The organism is Ruegeria sp. CDSC054 (assembly GCF_059610645.1).
On record NZ_JBXWOA010000014.1, the window covers coordinates 93,331 to 111,855 of the forward strand.

Consider the following 18,525-nt stretch of genomic DNA (forward strand, 5'->3'; position numbering starts at 1 on the left):
GTGATCAGGAGTGGTATTTAAGCGCCGAGACCGACGCTCGCCTGTCCAGATCGCGTCTGAATTCGTCTATCCCCGTGGTGGATGGACGCGGGCCTTTCACTACGTCAAGCATCGTGTTCGTAGGCTGCCGGATTCCCCCGAGCGCATTGCGCGTGGCATCGGGGCAGGCGTCTTTGCCTCATTCACTCCGTTCTACGGATTGCATTTTCTTGTCGCTGCCGTGGTGGCGCGCCTGCTGAACGGCAATATTCTGGCGGCTCTGAGTGGAACATTCTTCGGCAACCCACTCACCTATGTGCCAATCGGCGTGGTTTGCCTGCAGACCGGGCATTTCCTGCTGGGAACCAAATTCCACAAGGGTGATACACATGGGCTGATGGGCAAGTTCACAGATGCAATGGGTGATCTGAAGAACAATTTTATTGCCATGTTCACCGACCGTGTCGCGGACTGGCATGGGCTCAGCATCTTCTATAACGAAGTGTTCTTTCCCTACATGATTGGCGGCGTTCTTCCGGGCATTCTGGCGGGTGTAATCTGCTCCTATCTCAGTTTGCCGCTGATCCGCACCTATCAGCAACGCCGTCGCGACAAGATCAAGGCAAAGTTTGACGAAATCAAACGCTTGGCCGAAACAAAGCCTGCCGTTCCATTGATGAATGCCCTAGGTTCAGATCAAGGCCTTAAGAAGGATTCGAGCGATGTCTGACAACCACCTGCGTCTTGGCGTGAATATCGACCACGTGGCCACGGTTCGCAACGCGCGGGGCGGGGCCTATCCTGATCCGCTGCGTGCCGCCAAGTTGGCAGAAGAGGCTGGGGCTGACGGGATTACCGCGCATCTGCGCGAAGACCGTCGCCATATCTCGGACGCCGATATCGATGGCCTGATGGAGGTCCTGTCGGTGCCGTTGAACTTTGAGATGGCTGCGACGCCTGAGATGCAGAAAATTGCTTTGCGCCATAAGCCGCATGCCGTTTGTATCGTCCCTGAAAAGCGCGAAGAACGCACCACCGAAGGCGGGCTGGAGGTCGCGCGCGAGGAAAACAAGCTGGCTCATTTTATCGCGCCGCTGCGCGATGCCGGGTGTCGTGTGTCGATCTTTATCGCTGCTGATCAGCGCCAGATCGAGGCCGCGCACCGTATCGGCGCCGAAGTGATCGAGCTGCACACCGGTGCATATTGCGATGCCATGGCCGAAGGCCACGCGGACAAGGCCAACAGTGAGTTGGAAGCCCTGCGCGAAATGTCTGCATTTGCCCATTCACTGGGCCTTGAGGTCCACGCGGGCCACGGCCTGACCTATGACACCGTACAACCAATTGCGGCGTTCCCAGAAGTGCGCGAGCTGAATATCGGCCATTTCCTTATTGGCGAGGCCATCTTTCGCGGCCTCACACCTGCCATGGCCGAGATGCGGCGTCTAATGGATGAGGCGCGCGGATGATCACACCCGGATTTGTTGCGATCTGGTTTGCCTGGCTGATGGCCGGTGGCTCTCCGGGGCCTGCAACAATGGGGATTGCCGGAACGGCAATGAACGAAGGTCGCCGCGCTGGTCTGGTGTTTGCTTTGGGCATTTGCGCTGGTTCTGCCGCTTGGGGCATCGCCGCAACGCTGGGCCTATCAGCAATCATGCTGGCCAATGTCTGGGTGTTCGAGGTCATCCGCTATGTTGGTGTGGCCTATCTGGGTTGGTTGGCGTTCAAAGCGCTGCGCCGAGCACTGACGTCTGATGAGGTTGCTATCGGCAACCCGGTGACCGGCTTACTACGCACAATCTTTGCAAAGGGCGCAGCTATCCACCTGACCAACCCCAAGGCGATTCTGAGCTGGGGCTCGATCTATGCCATCGTCGCCCCGAATGATGCCAGCCTTTCGATGTTGCTGGGCTATTTCGCCATGCTTTACGCCGGATCGTTGTTGATCTTCATCGGCTACGCCTTCCTCTTTTCCTCTGAGCGTATGGTGCAGGCCTACCGCCGCGCTCGCCGGTGGTTCGACTTCGCCTTTGCCGGGTTCTTTGGGGTCGCGAGTTACAAGATTTTGACTGTGCGGCTGTCATGATACTCGGCATCGGCACAGATCTTGCAAATATCGACCGCATTCAGGGCACATTGGACCGGTTCGGAGATCGATTCCGCAATCGTGTCTTCACCGAAATCGAACAGAGCAAAGCGGAACGTCGCGCTGATGTTGCGGGAACATACGCCAAACGCTGGGCCGCGAAAGAGGCTTGCTCCAAGGCGCTGGGCACCGGTTTGGCCATGGGCATTGCCTGGAAGGACATGTCGGTGACCAATCTGCGCACGGGTCAGCCTGTGATGCATGTCACGGGGTGGGCGGCAGATCGGCTGAAAGAGATGACGCCCGAAGGGTATGAGGCGATTATCCACGTCACCCTGACCGACGATCACCCTTGGGCACAGGCATTCGTGGTGATCGAGGCGCGTCCGCTTCACGATGCGCCTGCGCAGTCTTGACTTGCCCCCAACCGACCCGCATGTAGCACCCCAACGAATAAACGACCGGAGAGCAGTATGGCCGAGGAAGCCAAAACAGGTAACGCCGTTTGGGAGACGATCAAAACCATCGTCTATGCCCTGCTGATCGCGGGCGTCTTCCGCACGATCCTGTTTCAGCCGTTCTGGATTCCGTCGGGTTCGATGAAGCCCACCTTGTTGATCGGGGATTTCCTGTTCGTCAACAAAATGTCTTACGGTTATTCCTACGCGTCTTGCCCCAGCCTGATCATCCCAAGCGTCGGCCTGAATGTTGACGCCGAAGATCTCTGCGGCTGGATGCAGAGCGATGAAAACACTCGTATCTGGGGCGGCGACCCCGAACGCGGTGACGTCATTGTTTTCCGCCACCCGGTCAGCGGCCGCGATTACATCAAACGTCTGATCGGTCTGCCCGGGGACCGTATTCAAGTGCGGGATGGTCAGATCATTCTGAACGGTACGCCAGTGCAACAAGAACCTGATGGTGTATTCACCGAAGTCGCCGAACCACAAGGCTCGCAAGGTTTGCGCCCACGCTGCGAAAACGGTCCTGTCGGCTTTGGCGGTGTCTGCGAAAAATTGCGTATGATCGAAACACTGCCAAACGGTGTGTCTTACGAAGTGCTGAACATCGGCAACCAGGCGGCTGACAATACCGGCATCTACACGGTTCCCGAAGGCCATTACTTCTTCATGGGGGACAACCGCGACAACTCCAGCGACAGCCGCGTGCCGCAATCCGCAGGCGGCGTTGGCTATGTGCCTTACGAAGACCTGATCGGGCGGGCTGATCGCATCCTTTTCTCATCCGCGGGCCGGTCGATGCTGTTCTTCTGGACATGGCGCGGGGATCGCTTCTTCAAGGCGGTCAATTGAAGCTTTCGACCGAGATAAAGGCGTTCCAGCAGCGTCTGGGGTATGAATTCGCCAACCCTGAACTGCTGGTGCGCGCCCTGACCCATGGATCGGTCTCGTCCTCGACACGACCCGACAATCAGCGGTTGGAGTTTCTGGGCGATCGGGTTTTGGGTCTTGTCATGGCGACTGCCCTGTTGGAAGCCGACAAAAAAGCATCCGAAGGGCAGTTGGCCCCTCGGTTCAACGCTTTGGTCCGCAAAGAGGCCTGCGCTGATGTGGCTCGGCAAATCGATCTTGGCGTGGTGCTGAAACTGGGCCGGTCCGAGATGCTGTCAGGTGGGCGCCGCAAACAGGCCTTGCTGGGTGATGCGATGGAGGCTGTGATCGCCGCAATCTATCGCGATGCCGGATTTGAGGCAGCCCGGGACGTCATCCTGCGACTGTGGGGGGATCGCGTCCACAACGTTGAAGCGGATGCGCGCGACGCCAAAACCTCGCTGCAGGAATGGGCGCAGGCGCGCGGGCAAAAGCCGCCAGCTTACGTCGAGGTCAAGCGCAGCGGCCCCGATCACGCCCCGGTGTTTACCATTGCGGCTCGGTTGCAGGACGGAACCGAAGCGCAGGCAACGGCGGGGTCGAAACGCCAGGCGGAACAAGCCGCCGCAAAGGCGCTGCTGGATCAGTTGAAATAGCAACCCTCGACAGCCCGAACATGTCACAATTCTCAATCTAACTTGAGGCCTATGGCAGACCTCGGGTCGCGGGCGTATCTGAACATCATCCGCTTTGGCCCATGTCTAAGAACAAGCGAGCAAAGCGAAATGGATACAATGAGTTGAGGCATTTCAATGCAAAACGCAAAACTGACTACCGTGAATATCGGCTTTTTGTTCATCGCCGGTTTTATCGCTACGATAGCCTTCGATTTCTGGGGGCAGGTTGTCAGCCCCGGTATCGGCTGGGCCAATCTGTCGCCCGAAGGGCTGGCCCAAAGCCTGCTGGCCAGTCTCGGCCTGCCCAGCAATGCCTTCCTTGGCTTCTTCGTGCATTTCTACCTTGTGGGTCTGATTGCGTACCCGCTGGGGTGGTTTCTGATCTTCAAGCCGATCTGGGTTAAGGTCCTTGGCCCCGTTCATATGTTCGCGGCCTCGGCCATCTATGGGTTTGGCCTTTGGGTTTTTGCCCTGGGTGGGATCACAACTTTGTCCGGATTGCCGACTTTCCTAAACTTCTCGGCGATCACTTGGGTCGCACTAGTCGGGCATGTTCTTTACGGGATCGTCATGGTTGCCGTCTTGCGCTTGATTGAGCGCCAGAACGCATGAAATGCCTGGGGGGGCGTCTAGCACGCCCCTCAGACCACCCGGATAAATCCAGTCAGCCCGGTCTTTTGGTGTTCGATGACGTGACAGTGGAACGCCCAGTCGCCCGGGTTGTCAGCGACCAACGCGATCTCGACTACCTCGTCCTTTAGCAACAGCATCGTGTCGGTCATCAGAGGCGGCAGTTGGCGCAGGTTCGACCGTATCGGCACAAAAGCCAACCCGTGCAGATGGATCGGGTGCAAGTTAGGGGATTCATTTCGCAGCCGAAGGACATAACTTTTGCCCATTTCCAGCGTTGCCAAAGGCCCAACACCCTGCGCCGCGTCGCCGGGCCATGGTTTGCGGTTGATAGACCAGAAGTTATACCCCAGCGAGCCGCAGAACCCGTTGTTGGGTTCACCACCTTCGGGGGTCCAGCCAAATACAAACTCGTGCAGCTCGGAATTGGTCAGATCGGGTTTCGCGACCGGGTTGACGGTCAGAGGGCGCAACTCTTGCAGGTCCCGTGACGCTGATGATCCGATTGCGCGCAGCTGTGCCATAGGTCTGTGCGGCTGACCGGGCAGTTTTGCCATCAGCGCAACGCTGCGCCCCTCGTCGCCGGGCATTGCAACCGCAAAATCCACCCGCTGACCGGGACCGACAAGAAGCGGCTCATCAGCGCTGGGCATTGGGATGTTAATCTCAAGCGGATGGCCATCCCACGCGATAATCCGTGCATCGCCGCCCTCAAGATGCAGTTTGTAGATACGCGTTGTGTCCGTATTTACGACTCGCAGTCGCACCAGACTGCCGGCGGCATGATCGTAGACAGGACCCTGCACCCAATTAGCGGTATGGACGTTGCCAAAGGTTCCGGCCCGTGCCGCGCCGCGCTGGGTATAGGCGGGCAGGAACGCGCCATCTTCATCCACCCGAAAATCGCGCAGGTTGATCACCTGTTCGCTGTCAAATCCGGGGTCTTGGGGTTCTGTAATCACCATGACGCCCGTCAAACCGTGGGCCATCTGCTCCATCGTCATGCAATGTGGATGATACCAGCAGGTGCCTGCATCGGGCGGAGTGAATTCATAGTTAAAGACCTCACCTTCACCCAATGGCATTTGGGTCAGGTAAGGGACGCCGTCCATGTTGTTCGCGATCCGCATGCCGTGCCAGTGCATTGCCGTGTATTCCGACAGCGTATTGCGCACGGGTAACCGCATCACTTCCCCTTGCTTGCCATACAATACCGGCGGCGGTGCGTTAGGGGACAGGCTGACCATTCCGGTCGTCACCGTATCCCGCAGGGCAAAGCTTGCTGGTTGAATGGTTAACTCCGGCGTCCCCTGCGCCAACCCGAAACCGCCCAGACCCAGCGCGCCGGCAGCGGCCCCGCTGCCCAAAAGAAACTCGCGACGTTTCATGTCTTGCCTCATTTTCCGATGGTTGCCTGGCTGGATTTGGCGCGGCTTGGAATAGGCGTGCCACCGATTTTGCATGACCGCAATGCGACAAATCCCTCTGGCCCGCGCGGCCTTTCTGCTATAGGGGTGCGCACTTGCAACCAGGAACGCCAGACACATGACCATACGCGCCGGATTTATCGCCCTGATCGGAGAGCCCAACGCAGGCAAATCCACACTGCTGAACCGCATGGTCGGGGCCAAGGTTTCGATCGTGACGCATAAGGTGCAAACCACCCGCGCCCGTATCCGCGGCGTGGCAATGGAAGGCGATGCGCAGCTGGTCTTTGTAGACACACCCGGCCTGTTCAAACCGCGTCGTCGTTTGGATCGCGCCATGGTTGCCGCGGCCTGGGGCGGGGCAGCGGATGCAGATGTCGTCGTGCTGATGATCGAGGCGCATCGCGGCATCACCGAAGGGGTCGAGCGCATCCTGGAGGGCTTGGAGGAGATTGGGCAGGGCCGAAAGATTGCGCTGGCGATCAACAAGATCGATAAGGTCCAATCTGAGGTTCTGCTGGCCCTGACAAGTGACTTGAACGCACGCTACCCGTTTTCCGAAACCTTCATGATTTCCGCTGAAAAGGGCTATGGCGTTGACGACCTGCGCAAATGGCTGGCTGCGGAATTGCCCGAAAGCCCGTGGCTGTATCCTGAAGATCAGATCGCCGATCTGCCCCTGCGCATGATTGCGGCCGAAATGACGCGCGAGAAACTTACCCTGCGCCTGCATCAGGAACTGCCCTATCAGCTGACGGTCGAGACCGAAAACTGGGAAGAGCGAAAAGACGGCTCTGCCAAGATCGACCAGATCATCTATGTCATGCGCGATGGACACAAGGGCATCGTGTTGGGCAAAAAGGGCGAGACGATCAAAGCGGTCAGTCAGGCCGCGCGGGCCGAGCTGGAAGAGTTCCTGGACCGCAAGATACATCTGTTCCTGCAGGTCAAAGTGCGTCCGAACTGGCTCGAGGAATCCGAGCGTTACTCGGAAATGGGTCTGGATTTCAAAGACGGTAATGCATGACTCGCCTGACGGCTGATTTCTGGGTCCACGCCTATCTGGCGCGGCTGCGTTTTCAGGAAATCCCGGCGTTTGTCGTAGCCCATGGCGACGATACGGCGGGTGCAGTGCTTGTCAAATTGAACACTCTGGACGGGCACGCCGTGGCGTTCCAACGCAGCTTTGATCTGATGAGCGGCGAACGTAGATGGGTCGAGCTTTCCTCCGGCGCCGAAGCAGAGGTTGACGACGCCATCACCCGGCAACGCAGTTTTGATCCGGACCTCTGGGTGATTGAAGTCGAAGACCGGCAAGGCCGACATCTGTTGGGTGAAGAGGGGTTGGACTAGCCCGCGGTTCAACGGGTCTTGGTCACTCGGGTCAAAACGTTTATTTTACCCTATACCATGTCGGTGAGGATCGCCGTACCGTTTGAACAAATTATGGGGGTGTGTGTGGCCGAAACACTCGCTGAAAAGCTTGAAAAATCAGAATTTGGGCATTGGATGCAGCGGTTTGAGGGCTTCATGGTCTTCATTGGCGTTGTCGGCCCTTTTGCCACGTTGCCGCAGCTGATCAAGCTGTACTTCACGCATTCGCAACACGCGACCGGCCAGTCTCTGCTGTCTTGGTCGCTCTATGCTGCGCTGTCATTCCTTTGGTTCGCCTACGGGCTGGTGGTCGGCAAGTTGCCCATCTATTTGGGCAACGGTATATCGATGGTGCTGAACCTCCTGATGGTTCTGGGCATCCTGATCCACGCCGGTTTAACGTTTTGACCGGCCGCCACAGTCCGGTGCTAAGACGTCACCAACCGCTGCTTTTAAGCGTGATATCGTGCCCGGTGGTGGTCAATGTCTCACCGGCGAATTGCTTTACTTTGGGTGCGAAGGCCTGAAAATAGGGTTGCGACTGCACGTGGGCCAATGTCTCAGCGCTGTCCCAGCGGCCCCAATGAACCCGGGACTTTCCGTCATCAGCGACCGCAACCTGGTAGGTGAATTTTCCGGCCGCCTCAGGATCGGCGTCGATCGCCTCGATAAAGGTGCGGATAGTGGTCTGCCATTCGGCTTCATCACCGTCATAACGGTATGAGATTGTGATGCCTCGCATGATCTGGCCTCTTGTTTAACAATATTGTTAATTAAGTGTAGGAATGCCCGCGAGTCAAGTATTCGCGGTTGCGGCTTCCCGCAATGCCGGGTCAAGTTGAGCAAGGCAAACAGTGCGAGGCCCAATTGGACTGGCGTGATCACGGCATACTTCTGACCTCTCGCGGCCATGGCGAGACAGCGGCGATAATCGAGGTCTTCACCGAAGGCCACGGTCGTCATGCTGGCGTCGTACGCGGTGGCACCAGCCGCAAGATCGCTCCGATCCTGCAACCCGGCGCGCAACTGGATGTTTTGTGGCGCGCGCGGTTGGAAGAGCATCTTGGCACATTTCAGGTTGAACCTTTGCGTTCACGCGCAGCAGCGGCGTTTTCGGGTCGGATGGCGTTGGCAGGATTGAACGCGTCCGTTGCGCTGTTGTCCTTTTGCCTGCCAGAACGTGAACCGCATCCTGCAATCTACAAACGGACCGAACAGTTGTTGGATCTGCTGGGGCAAGACGAAATCTGGCCGCTGGCTTATCTGCGCTGGGAATTGGCGTTGCTTGACGAACTGGGCTTTGGCCTGGACCTGTCGGCCTGTGCTGTGACCGGGGCGGCTGATGGGTTGGTCTATGTTTCACCCAAGACCGGCCGTGCCGTCAGTGCCAAGGGTGCCGGTGAATGGGCAGATAAGCTGTTGCCCCTGCCACCCTGTCTGCGCGGTGAAGGTCAAGCACCGGACGCTGAGATTGCCGCAGGGTTTAAAACCACCGGTTACTTTCTGGAGCACCATCTAGCCCCGTCCCTGGGGCATAACCCCTTGCCTGATGCGCGGGCAAGATTTGTGGATCAGTTCACTCGGCGGCTTTGAACACCATCTCGTGCCCGTCATCATTGCGCAGTATCAGCAGGTCGCCTGATACTTCGGACTGCGTCATCGCAATCAGCGCAGCGAAATAGAAGCCTTCGGCCTCAAGTCCGGCACAGGCCGCGCGTGTTGCGGTTAGGTCCATAATCTCGAACCAGGGGTAGGGCGCGTTCAGGGTGCCGCTATAGCTGTTGCACGGGGCGTTACCCGTGATCTTGCCCTCTTCGGGGAACTGCAACATGGCACTGGCCTCGAAAGGCTGCCCGTCAATTTCCTGCAGCACCCAAGTCTGGTCTGCAGCGCCATAGGCCGCAACGGATTCGTCCCTGTCGCACTGAAACAGGGCAATCAGGGGCAGTGTCAGGATCAGGCGTATCATACGGGTGTCTTACTTTCTTACTGGTGCCGAGGGAACCGGCGAAGCCAGCTCAGTACGGGATCTCGCCGCTGATAAGTTCTTCGCGAACGTCCAGGCGTGGCCTCCAGTTGTATCTGGTGTCCTCGCTTACCTGATCCCAAAACAACGCACCGCTGTTGCGCCATGGGTCGAGGATGATGCCGTCCTTCATCGTATCGCCCTTGGCGCTTATTGCTGCCGAGTGGTGGATGATCCGGAATGCGGTTGGCGGCGAGGTGGCCCAGTGGATGTCCAAAGTGCGGAAGTTTTCCTTCCGCAGGCGGCGGCTCATCGCCTGCGCCCAGTCGTTGCACAACCCCTTTTCCCGGAACCCGTTGATGACCTTGGCGTTGTGGATAATCGCCGGGTCTGTGACGTTCCAATCCCGCTTCAGTTGCTGCGAATAGGTGTAGGCGATGTTGGCGGCCTTTTGCGCCTCGGCGGGATCGACTTGGGGGCCAAGGTTTTCGATCGCCAGTGCCAGCTCGTCCATCTCGGTGTAGCCCGCCACAGGTTGGGTTGTGGCGCATCCGCCCAGTATCAGGGCTGCAACGGTCGCCCAAAGCGCAAATAATAGTCGGGTCATTCTGTCATCACCATCCTTGGGCCCGGTCTGGGTCGCAGCGTGCCCTAAAGGGGTTTCAACAAAAAGCAAAGGGGGAAGTTTTTTCGGTCAAGGATCAGAAAAGGTCTCTATCTGGTCACAGATCGGATGGCATGAATTTCAAACTGGGGTACGGAATAAAGAAAATGACCCGGCGCAAGGCCGGGTCTAGTTGGGGAAACGGGATGCCTAATTCCGGTTAGCCCAGCAAACGCCGTGCAATAACCTGTGCCTGAATTTCGGCAGCCCCTTCAAAAATATTTAGAATGCGCGCGTCACACAGAACGCGGCTGATTTTGTATTCCAGAGCGAACCCGTTGCCGCCATGGATCTGCAGGCCGTTGTCAGCCGCAGCCCAGGCCACACGAGCGCCAAGCAGCTTGGCCATACCGGCCTCAAGGTCGCAGCGATGACCGTGGTCTTTTTCCCAGGCCGAGAAATATGTCAGCTGACGTGCGATCATGATTTCGACCGCCATCATGGCCAGTTTGCCGGACACGCGGGGGAAGTTGATCAGCGACTTGCCAAATTGCTTACGATCCTGCGCGTATTGCATCGCGATATCCAACGCGCTTTGGGCGACCCCAATGGCGCGGGCAGCGGTTTGAATGCGTGCGCTTTCGAAGGTTTCCATAAGCTGTTTAAAGCCTTTGCCTTCTTCACCGCCCAGCAGGTTTTCACCTTTGACTTTGAAACCGTCAAAGCCCAGCTCGTATTCCTTCATGCCGCGATAGCCCAAAACTTCGATCTCACCGCCGGTCATGCCGGGGGTGGGGAAAGGGTTCTCATCTGTGCCCGGCGTCTTCTCCGCAAGGAACATGGACAGACCGCGGTGATCGGTGGTGTCCGGGTTGGTCCGGGCCAGCAGCGTCATCACATGGGTCCGCGCCGCGTGGGTGATCCAGGTTTTGTTGCCGGTGATTTCATAGTCACCGTCCGCGTTCTTGACCGCACGTGCACGCAGGCTGCCCAGATCCGAGCCGGTGTTTGGTTCGGTGAAAACTGCGGTCGGCAGAATTTCGGCGCTGGCCAGTTTTGGCAGCCAGTTGGCTTTTTGTTCATCGGTGCCGCCCGCGATTATCAGCTCGGCCGCGATTTCGGAGCGCGTACCAAGAGAGCCCACGCCGATATAGCCGCGTGACAGTTCCTCGGACACGACGCACATCGAGGCTTTGGACAGGCCGAACCCGCCGAATTCTTCGGGGATGGTCAGGCCAAAGACACCCATTTCTGCCAGTTCCTCGATGACTTCCATCGGGATCAGTTCATCTTTGAGGTGCCAGTCATGGGCGTAGGGTTCGACCTTTTCGACCGCATAGCGGCGGAACTGGTCACGGATCATCTCAAGCTCTTCGTCCAGACCCGAGGCACCGAACATGGTGGCACCGGCCTGATCTTCCATCAGCTTGACCAGACGGCTGCGGGCGGCCTGAGAATTGGCCTGCGCCATCAGTGTTTGAATTTCGGGGATCTGAAAACCGGAAAGCGCGTCCCAGCCCAGACCCATATCCTGAAGGCGGACAACCTCGCCCTGGTTCATCGGAATGCCGCCTGCAACCTGGTGCAGGTATTCGCCAAAGGCGATTTGGTGCAGCAATTGTTCGATCTCGCCGAACTTGCCATCGGCCTCCAGCGTTTCGGCCCAGCGTTGCATCTGTTTCAGCGACTGAGAATACGTGGCCAGCCATGACAAGCCATGGGCGGCGGTTTGATTGGCTTCGATCAAGGCACCGGAAACACGGCCATCGGCGGAAACCATACCGCGCACCGACTCGCGCGCACGCTCGAACACTGTTTCAACGGCGGGTGCGGCCGCACGGGTCAGCGTCAGAAGATCGGGCAAAATCGCAGGTGTTGTCATCTGGGTCATATCCTGTCCGTCATGGGCCATGAATCGTGTCCTTTTCTCGTGTCGTCTGGTCATATCATGCTGCACGTGCAGCGCAACAAAAATACGTATTACGTTGCGAAAAAGTTCTAATATTTCTCGAACGTTTTTGCAGTGCAGCGCCCGTCAGGAATGATATCAGGGGGCCATGACATTGTTTTCTTTATTACCTCCACAGGATCTTCTGCTGGCTCTGAGCGTTGCGTTTCTGGCAGGGTGGGTCAAAGGTATCGTCGGTTTTGCCATGCCGATGGTTATGGTTTCAGGGTTGAGTGTCTTTCTGCCGCCCGAGTTGGCCATCGCGGGTCTGATCCTTCCGACACTGGTAACTAATGTCTTTCAGGCTTTGGGACAGGGTGTTTCCGCGGCCGTGTCGTCGGTCAGGGAGTTTCGTATATTTCTGATTGTGGGCTTGGTGTTCCTTCTGGCCGGAGCCAAGCTGGTCACTTTGGTGCCGACATCGACCTTCCTGTTGATGATCGGCGTTCCAATCACCTTCTTTGCCTTGATCCAGGTCCTGGGTGTAAAGCTGGTGCTGAAAGAACCATCGGCCCGTGTTGAGGTTCTCATTGGGGCCGTCGCAGGATTTGTGGGCGGTATGTCTGGTATTTGGGGGCCGCCAACGGTGGCGTACCTGACGGCCCTGAACACACCGAAAGCCGTGCAAATGCGGGTACAGGGGGTTATCTATGGGCTGGGCGCAATTGCCTTGATGGTCGCCCATATGGGATCAGGTATCCTGCGGGCCGACACGGCGCCGTTCTCGGCTGCTCTGATCGCTCCAGCAGTGATCGGGATGTGGGTGGGTATGCAGTTGCAATCGAGAATCGATCAGGCGTTGTTTCGCAAAGTAACTTTGGTTGTGCTGTTGGCCGCTGGATTGAACCTGCTGCGCCGCGGTCTGATGGGTTAAGTTCTGCGGTCCATATACCGAAACGCGAAGTAAAGCCCCAGCATCAGGAAAAACAGCCCTGAGATATCGCCGATCAGAAAGGCGATGTACTCTACCCCTGCGCTGCCAAAACTCATGTTTGTCATAGCGGATGCCAAGAACGACGTGATCACGCCGACACCCATGACGCACAACCAGCAGGGTTTGCGATCGGGTCTGGGGAACAAGTCCCAACCTGCCCACTTGAGCAAGTAGAACACGGTGGGAACCGTTGTGACCGCGATGACAATTGCCAACAAGCGGCTGGGCAAAAAGACATCCGCACCCCCCAGAAATGCGAAAACTGCAAAGACACCCGGCAACAATGCGAAAATCGCGCGCCACCCCAGTAACCACGCTGCCAGGACCCTTACCCCGTGAGGCAGGAACAGCAGGCTGGCCCGGCTTGGGTATTCCGGAAAGAACACGTTTTGCAGCGGCATCAAGACCTCAAAGGTGAGGAATGATGCAACTATGTAAGCCAGTGAGGCGAAGAAAGTGTCAGAGGCCCATCTGCGCACGATTATTAGCCATCAACACGCAGGTTGGCGGTGTCACCTGGGCGCATGTACGATATACCGCCCCCGGTTGGCATTGCCGCTTTGGGACAGATAGCCTTTTTGGACCAGAGATTTCAGCGCGCGGAAGAATGTCGGACGCGAGACGCTCTGAACAAGGGTGTGCTCGATCAAACCGAATGTGCGGACTTCCTGATCGGCTTTCGACAGTTCCTCGGCCGCGTAGTAAATGTCACGCTCAACCGGAGAGAGTTGTTCCAGTCCAAGGGTCCGTTCCATACTCTGCATCAATTTGCGAAGTTCGGTCAGTTTCGAGATTTCCGTCATTTGTTTACCTGTCGTTTTCCCTGTCGCCTTTCGCGCTAAAGCGAAAGTTAGAAACTCGCCGAAACTGAATTTTTTCAGCACGTCTCATGTTGACACCCATCCCCGATGGATTACACTAGATATCTGATTAGGTTGCTCAAATCGCGAATGTGAGTGCGCGCTCATTGAGTGTCCCCAAGGTCTTTTTACTTCCTGCCCGGTGCGAAAGCGCCGGGCTTTTACGTCATAATGACACAGTGGAGTACTGCAATCTGCTGCAGCGGGCAATGAATTTGTATATGCAAGGTGCATTATACAACCACAAGAAGATTACCGCGAAGTTACTCGCCTGTGGGAAGAGGAAGGGGGCGAAAACCGCCCCCTTTGATATCAACCGATTGCGACGGCTTTGATGTCATCGTCAATAAAGGGCAGATACTGCTCGAAGTTCTCGGCAAACATCTGCACCAGTTTTTCAGCCTGCTTGTCAAATGCTGCCTGATCATCCCAAGTGCGGCGCGGATCCAGCAGAACTTCGGCAACGCCGGGAACCGAGACCGGGACGTCAAAGCCGAAATTAGCATCCTTACGGAACTCGGCGTCGCGCAACGAACCTTCCAGCGCCGCGGTCAGCAGTGCGCGGGTTGCGCGGATCGGCATCCGGCTGCCAACGCCATAGGCGCCGCCGGTCCAGCCGGTGTTCACCAGCCAGCAAGTTGCACCGTGTTGAGCGATCTTGTCGCGCAGCAGGTTGCCGTACTCTTCCGGGCGACGCGGCATGAAGGGCGCGCCAAAGCAGGTTGAGAACGTGGGCTGAGGCTCGGTGACGCCACGCTCGGTTCCTGCAACTTTCGACGTGAAGCCAGACAGGAAGTGATACATCGCTTGTGCCGGTGTCAATCGCGCGATCGGAGGCAGAACACCAAATGCATCACAGGTCAGCATGATGATGTTCTTGGGGTGCCCACCCAGCGCGCTGCTCGAGGCGTTCGAGATATACTCCAGCGGATAGGCGCAGCGCATGTTCGCGGTCAGTGAGTCATCCTCGAAATCCAGCTCCTTGGTTTCGGGGTCAAAGACCATGTTCTCTATCACAGTGCCGAATTTGCTGGTTGTCGCATAGATTTCCGGCTCGGCTTCAGCATTCAGATTGATGGTCTTGGCATAGCAACCGCCTTCGAAGTTGAAGGTGCCGCGATCCGACCAGCCATGCTCGTCATCGCCGATCAACGTGCGGGCAGGGTCTGCCGACAGGGTGGTCTTGCCAGTGCCGGACAGGCCAAAGAACACCGCGGTGTCGACAGGGTTGCCAACGGCGTGGTTGGCCGAGCAATGCATCGGCATAACGCCTTTTTCGGGCAGCATGTAGTTCAGCAGGGTGAAGACAGACTTTTTGTTCTCCCCCGCGTACTCGGTGCCGCCAATCAAGATCAGCTTGCGGTCGAAGTTCAGCGCAATCACGGTCTCACTGTGGCAGCCATGGTTGGCCGGGTCGGCCTGGAAGCTGGGGCAGTTGATGACGGTGAAATCTGCAATGAACTCTTCCAGATCTTCGCGATCCGGACGGCGCAGCAAGTGGCGGATGAACAGGTTGTGCCATGCCAGTTCGGTGACCATGCGCACATTGATCGAATAGGCGGGATCGGCGCCGCCGACAAGATCCTGCACAAAGTAGTCACGGCCCTTCATATGCTCGATCATATCGGCATACAGCGCGTCAAACCCTTCGGGGGTCATCGCGGCGTTGTTTTCCCACCAGATTGTGTCGGCAACACTGTCGGTTTTGACGACGTGTTTGTCCTTGGGCGAACGGCCGGTGAATTTGCCGGTGGTGACCAGGAATGCGCCGCCATTGCCAAGAGTGCCTTCGCCGCGCTTCAGCGCTTCTTCGATCAGCGCCGGTTCCATGAAGTTGTAATAGACATTGCCCAGACCCTCGATGCCCTGATCTTCGAGGCGGAATTGCGGGTTAACCCGTCCAGATGTCATGCGTTTCTTCTCCTGTGGCGGCGCGTCGGCGGTTGGGCCGGGGGGCGCACTTGGGGCAGTATACCGGGAAAAACCGGCGGATAAGCGGGTCTTAACATGGTCGTTTGGGGCATGAACAGGACGGTTTGGCGCAGTTAGCGCAACCAAGTTAAAGTTTAGCGCCACCACTAATTTCCTGTCGGAAAACAAGGCGCTTTTCCGCGCGCATTAACGGCTTTTTTGCCGCATCTGTGTGACAACAATCTCACGATTCGCAGATACGGATTGATTCGCGGCCATAAAAACGACAAAGATGCCCTACTAATAAGCGAATTATTGCGTGAGTGAGCAGGAATAGGGGTTAACCCGATGTCGAAGATTGCATTGGTGGACGACGACAGAAATATTCTGACGTCCGTATCCATGACACTCGAAGCCGAAGGGTTCGAGGTTGAAACTTATAATGATGGGCAGGCGGCGCTGGACGCTTTCAACAAGAAACTGCCTGATATGGCTGTTCTGGATATTAAGATGCCGCGGATGGATGGGATGGATCTGTTGCAGCGGCTGCGGCAGAAAACTCAGATGCCGGTGATATTCCTTACCTCCAAAGATGACGAAATAGATGAGGTTCTTGGCCTGCGCATGGGCGCGGACGACTACGTCAAGAAACCCTTTTCCCAGCGTCTTCTGGTTGAACGCATCCGCGCGCTGCTGCGCCGGCAAGAGGCGACAACTGGCGATGTGGCAACCGCCAACACAGGTGACGCCAAGGTTATGGAACGCGGCGATCTGCGGATGGATCCTCTGCGCCATGCGGTCAGCTGGAAGGGCTCGGACGTATCTTTGACCGTCACCGAGTTTCTGTTGTTGCAAGCGTTGGCTCAGCGACCGGGCTTTGTCAAAAGCCGCGATCAGCTGATGGATGTGGCCTATGATGATCAGGTCTATGTAGACGACCGTACGATCGACAGCCACATCAAGCGGCTGCGCAAGAAAATGCGCGCCGCAGATCCCGAGTTTTCGGCGATCGAAACACTGTACGGAATTGGGTACAGGTACAACGAAGAATAGGCGTGGCCAAATACTAGGGGTAACCAAGTCTCGTGCGCGATACGGAACAAGCCAGCGAATTGCGGGACGGTGATGTCGTTCTGGGGGATGATTGGGTCATCCCGCAGGATCCCGAGTCAGCCGAACTTCGGCACGCGCGCCGCCGCCGCGGCTTCTTTGCAATGCGCGGCTCGCCGCTTGCGCGCAAGATCATCACGCTCAACCTGATCGCCTTGGTGATCCTTGTCACAGGGTTGCTGTATCTGGACGATTCCCGTGATGAGCAGGTTCAGCAGACCGCGCGCAATCTGATCGGGGATGCGCAGTTGGTCAGCAACGTGTTCGAAGCACAGTTGCGCCAGACAGCATCCGGCCTGTCACAGGATGCCGGCACACTGGACGTAAAGGACACGCTGGAGGGCCTCACATTGCCCCAAGGGGGCGAGGTCTTTGTCTATGACGAACGGGGAACTCTGATTGGATGGGCGCGTGGCGCAGCATCCGAGCAGGCGCTGCTAGCGTCCGAGTCCGAGGTTCAGACCGGCAGTACCTTGATCAGCGACGCCTTGAACGCCGTGTGGACGGGTTTGTCGCGCGTGTTCACCTCCACAGAACCCAGCGAAGCGCCTACTCTGGCGCAACGGGTTCAGACCATAGTTCCCGGCGCACTGCAGGGGCAGATGCAGGTGCAGGCCGTCAAGGATGACTTTGGCGAAACGGTCATTGTTGCAGCCGCCCCGATCCTGCAAGATGGCGTCGCGGTAGGGGCCGTTGCCATGGCCGGGCCATCCGGAGAGATTGACGCCCTCGCCCGTCGCGAGCAGGAGCGCATCCTTCAGATGTTTGTTGTCGCGCTTCTTGTGTCGATCGGACTTAGCCTTGTTCTCGCCTCTACCATCGCAAACCCGTTGGCGGATCTTGCGGCGGCCGCCGAACTGGGTAAGGACCGGGGCGCCGGAGTGAACCCCGGCCGTATCCGCATCCCAGACCTGACCGCGCGTCCGGATGAAATCGGTCTGCTCAGCCGCGCGCTGCGGGGTATGGTCACCGCGCTTTATAACCGAATTGACGCGAACGAACAGTTCGCCGCTGATGTCGCGCATGAGATCAAGAACCCTCTGGCCAGCCTTCAGTCTGCCGTGGGCACGTTACGAATGGTCAAACGCGATGACCAACGTGAAAAGCTGATGGGTGTGATCGAACATGATGTTCGCCGTCTGGACCGTTTGGTCAGCGATATCTCGAACGCGTCCCGTCTGGATGCCGAACTGGTCAAGGAAGAAGAACAGCCGTTTGATCTGGTGAAGCTGGTTGGCAATATCAGCCAGTATCTGGGTGAAGATGCGCGGGCAAAGGGCATCGACTATATAACGGATCTGCCGCCCAATCCGATCGTAATCAACGGGCTGGAGGCGCGGCTGGCGCAGGTTTTTGTCAACCTGATTACCAATGCCACCTCGTTCTGCGAGGAAAGCGATGCGATCCGTGTCTGGGTCCGACGGCGCGAAAACAGGGTGCTGGTCGTGGTCGAAGACACCGGCCCCGGTATTCCTGAACAAGCCCTGACCAAGGTCTTCAAAAGGTTCTATTCCGAGCGTCCCGCCGAACACTTCGGAAACAACTCGGGCCTGGGGCTGGCAATCTCAAAGCAGATTGTCGAAGCACATGGTGGTGTGATCTGGGCTGAGAACATCCGACCAACCGACGCCGATATCACCTCGGACCCGCTGGGTGCGCGATTTGTTGTCGGGTTGCCTGTGTAA

Annotated in this window: 22 protein-coding genes; 14 read left to right on the forward strand and 8 right to left on the reverse strand. The window is 57.5% G+C overall.

Annotated features, from left to right (window positions below; all coding sequences use genetic code 11):
- The first annotated feature begins 10 nt into the window (after positions 1 to 10).
- From AC2FGC_RS20545 to AC2FGC_RS20575, 7 genes are all read left to right on the forward strand, one after another.
- On the forward strand, positions 11 to 709 hold the full coding sequence (locus AC2FGC_RS20545; RefSeq protein WP_058273282.1) for a DUF2062 domain-containing protein: 699 nt from the start codon (positions 11 to 13) through the stop codon (positions 707 to 709).
- Positions 702 to 1,448, forward strand: a complete 747-nt coding sequence (locus tag AC2FGC_RS20550; RefSeq protein WP_496727060.1) for a pyridoxine 5'-phosphate synthase — start codon at positions 702 to 704, stop codon at positions 1,446 to 1,448. Before AC2FGC_RS20545 ends, AC2FGC_RS20550 begins: the two co-directional genes overlap by 8 nt.
- Entirely contained in the window at positions 1,445 to 2,068 is a 624-nt protein-coding gene (locus AC2FGC_RS20555; RefSeq protein ID WP_496783300.1) for a LysE family translocator, read from the forward strand. The genes AC2FGC_RS20550 and AC2FGC_RS20555 overlap by 4 nt, the downstream gene beginning before the upstream one ends.
- Entirely contained in the window at positions 2,065 to 2,484 is a 420-nt protein-coding gene (gene acpS, locus AC2FGC_RS20560) for a holo-ACP synthase (RefSeq protein WP_496727062.1), read from the forward strand. Before AC2FGC_RS20555 ends, acpS begins: the two co-directional genes overlap by 4 nt.
- A gap of 57 nt (positions 2,485 to 2,541) precedes the next feature.
- The gene (gene lepB / locus AC2FGC_RS20565; RefSeq protein ID WP_496727063.1) at positions 2,542 to 3,381 is read left to right on the forward strand and encodes a signal peptidase I; all 840 of its coding nucleotides are present in this window, start codon (positions 2,542 to 2,544) and stop codon (positions 3,379 to 3,381) included.
- Positions 3,378 to 4,055 carry a ribonuclease III gene (gene rnc / locus AC2FGC_RS20570; protein WP_496783303.1) on the forward strand — a complete coding sequence of 226 codons (678 nt, stop codon included), beginning with the start codon at positions 3,378 to 3,380 and terminating at the stop codon, positions 4,053 to 4,055. Before lepB ends, rnc begins: the two co-directional genes overlap by 4 nt.
- 156 nt (positions 4,056 to 4,211) lie before the next feature.
- Positions 4,212 to 4,688 (forward strand): hypothetical protein, encoded by a 477-nt coding sequence (locus tag AC2FGC_RS20575; protein WP_496783305.1) that lies wholly within the window; start codon positions 4,212 to 4,214, stop codon positions 4,686 to 4,688.
- A gap of 29 nt (positions 4,689 to 4,717) precedes the next feature.
- Here AC2FGC_RS20575 and AC2FGC_RS20580 read toward each other — a convergent pair whose 3' ends face one another.
- Complete coding sequence (locus AC2FGC_RS20580; protein ID WP_496783307.1) at positions 4,718 to 6,094, reverse strand: multicopper oxidase family protein; 1,377 nt, start codon at positions 6,092 to 6,094, stop codon at positions 4,718 to 4,720.
- Positions 6,095 to 6,251: 157 nt separating this feature from the next.
- Between AC2FGC_RS20580 and era the strand changes: the two genes are divergently transcribed.
- The 3 genes from era to AC2FGC_RS20595 all read left to right on the forward strand — a co-directional run bounded on the left by era (position 6,252) and on the right by AC2FGC_RS20595 (position 7,915).
- Positions 6,252 to 7,160 carry a GTPase Era gene (era, locus tag AC2FGC_RS20585; RefSeq protein ID WP_496783309.1) on the forward strand — a complete coding sequence of 303 codons (909 nt, stop codon included), beginning with the start codon at positions 6,252 to 6,254 and terminating at the stop codon, positions 7,158 to 7,160.
- The gene (locus AC2FGC_RS20590) at positions 7,157 to 7,486 is read left to right on the forward strand and encodes a DUF1491 family protein (RefSeq protein ID WP_496727068.1); all 330 of its coding nucleotides are present in this window, start codon (positions 7,157 to 7,159) and stop codon (positions 7,484 to 7,486) included. The genes era and AC2FGC_RS20590 overlap by 4 nt, the downstream gene beginning before the upstream one ends.
- 105 nt (positions 7,487 to 7,591) lie before the next feature.
- Entirely contained in the window at positions 7,592 to 7,915 is a 324-nt protein-coding gene (locus tag AC2FGC_RS20595) for a SemiSWEET transporter (protein WP_496727069.1), read from the forward strand.
- Between the two features lie 28 nt (positions 7,916 to 7,943).
- Here AC2FGC_RS20595 and AC2FGC_RS20600 read toward each other — a convergent pair whose 3' ends face one another.
- Positions 7,944 to 8,249 (reverse strand): hypothetical protein, encoded by a 306-nt coding sequence (locus tag AC2FGC_RS20600; RefSeq protein WP_496727070.1) that lies wholly within the window; start codon positions 8,247 to 8,249, stop codon positions 7,944 to 7,946.
- Between the two features lie 125 nt (positions 8,250 to 8,374).
- Here AC2FGC_RS20600 and recO point away from each other — a divergent pair, with 125 nt between their 5' ends.
- Complete coding sequence (gene recO, locus AC2FGC_RS20605) at positions 8,375 to 9,100, forward strand: DNA repair protein RecO (RefSeq protein WP_496727095.1); 726 nt, start codon at positions 8,375 to 8,377, stop codon at positions 9,098 to 9,100.
- On the opposite strand, the gene AC2FGC_RS20610 is transcribed toward recO, so the two are convergent.
- The 3 genes from AC2FGC_RS20610 to AC2FGC_RS20620 all read right to left on the reverse strand — a co-directional run bounded on the left by AC2FGC_RS20610 (position 9,084) and on the right by AC2FGC_RS20620 (position 11,989).
- Complete coding sequence (locus AC2FGC_RS20610; RefSeq protein ID WP_496727071.1) at positions 9,084 to 9,476, reverse strand: META domain-containing protein; 393 nt, start codon at positions 9,474 to 9,476, stop codon at positions 9,084 to 9,086. The two genes, recO and AC2FGC_RS20610, sit on opposite strands and share 17 nt — an antisense overlap.
- A 49-nt stretch (positions 9,477 to 9,525) precedes the next feature.
- Positions 9,526 to 10,080 (reverse strand): hypothetical protein, encoded by a 555-nt coding sequence (locus tag AC2FGC_RS20615; protein WP_496727072.1) that lies wholly within the window; start codon positions 10,078 to 10,080, stop codon positions 9,526 to 9,528.
- 217 nt (positions 10,081 to 10,297) lie between these two features.
- Entirely contained in the window at positions 10,298 to 11,989 is a 1,692-nt protein-coding gene (locus AC2FGC_RS20620; RefSeq protein ID WP_496727073.1) for an acyl-CoA dehydrogenase family protein, read from the reverse strand.
- 145 nt (positions 11,990 to 12,134) lie between these two features.
- On the opposite strand from AC2FGC_RS20620, the gene AC2FGC_RS20625 reads away from it, so the two are divergent.
- Positions 12,135 to 12,899, forward strand: coding sequence for a sulfite exporter TauE/SafE family protein (locus tag AC2FGC_RS20625; protein WP_496727074.1), 765 nt, complete (start codon positions 12,135 to 12,137; stop codon positions 12,897 to 12,899).
- On the opposite strand, the gene AC2FGC_RS20630 is transcribed toward AC2FGC_RS20625, so the two are convergent.
- The 3 genes from AC2FGC_RS20630 to AC2FGC_RS20640 form a co-directional block, all read right to left on the reverse strand.
- Positions 12,896 to 13,360, reverse strand: a complete 465-nt coding sequence (locus AC2FGC_RS20630; protein ID WP_496727075.1) for a hypothetical protein — start codon at positions 13,358 to 13,360, stop codon at positions 12,896 to 12,898. The two genes, AC2FGC_RS20625 and AC2FGC_RS20630, sit on opposite strands and share 4 nt — an antisense overlap.
- A 111-nt stretch (positions 13,361 to 13,471) precedes the next feature.
- Positions 13,472 to 13,762, reverse strand: a complete 291-nt coding sequence (locus AC2FGC_RS20635) for a hypothetical protein (protein WP_058273655.1) — start codon at positions 13,760 to 13,762, stop codon at positions 13,472 to 13,474.
- 369 nt (positions 13,763 to 14,131) lie between these two features.
- The gene (locus AC2FGC_RS20640; RefSeq protein ID WP_496727076.1) at positions 14,132 to 15,730 is read right to left on the reverse strand and encodes a phosphoenolpyruvate carboxykinase; all 1,599 of its coding nucleotides are present in this window, start codon (positions 15,728 to 15,730) and stop codon (positions 14,132 to 14,134) included.
- Between the two features lie 348 nt (positions 15,731 to 16,078).
- Between AC2FGC_RS20640 and AC2FGC_RS20645 the strand changes: the two genes are divergently transcribed.
- On the forward strand, positions 16,079 to 16,783 hold the full coding sequence (locus AC2FGC_RS20645; RefSeq protein ID WP_496727077.1) for a response regulator transcription factor: 705 nt from the start codon (positions 16,079 to 16,081) through the stop codon (positions 16,781 to 16,783).
- Between the two features lie 32 nt (positions 16,784 to 16,815).
- A complete protein-coding gene (locus tag AC2FGC_RS20650; RefSeq protein WP_496727078.1) occupies positions 16,816 to 18,525 on the forward strand; it encodes a sensor histidine kinase in 1,710 nt (569 codons plus the stop codon).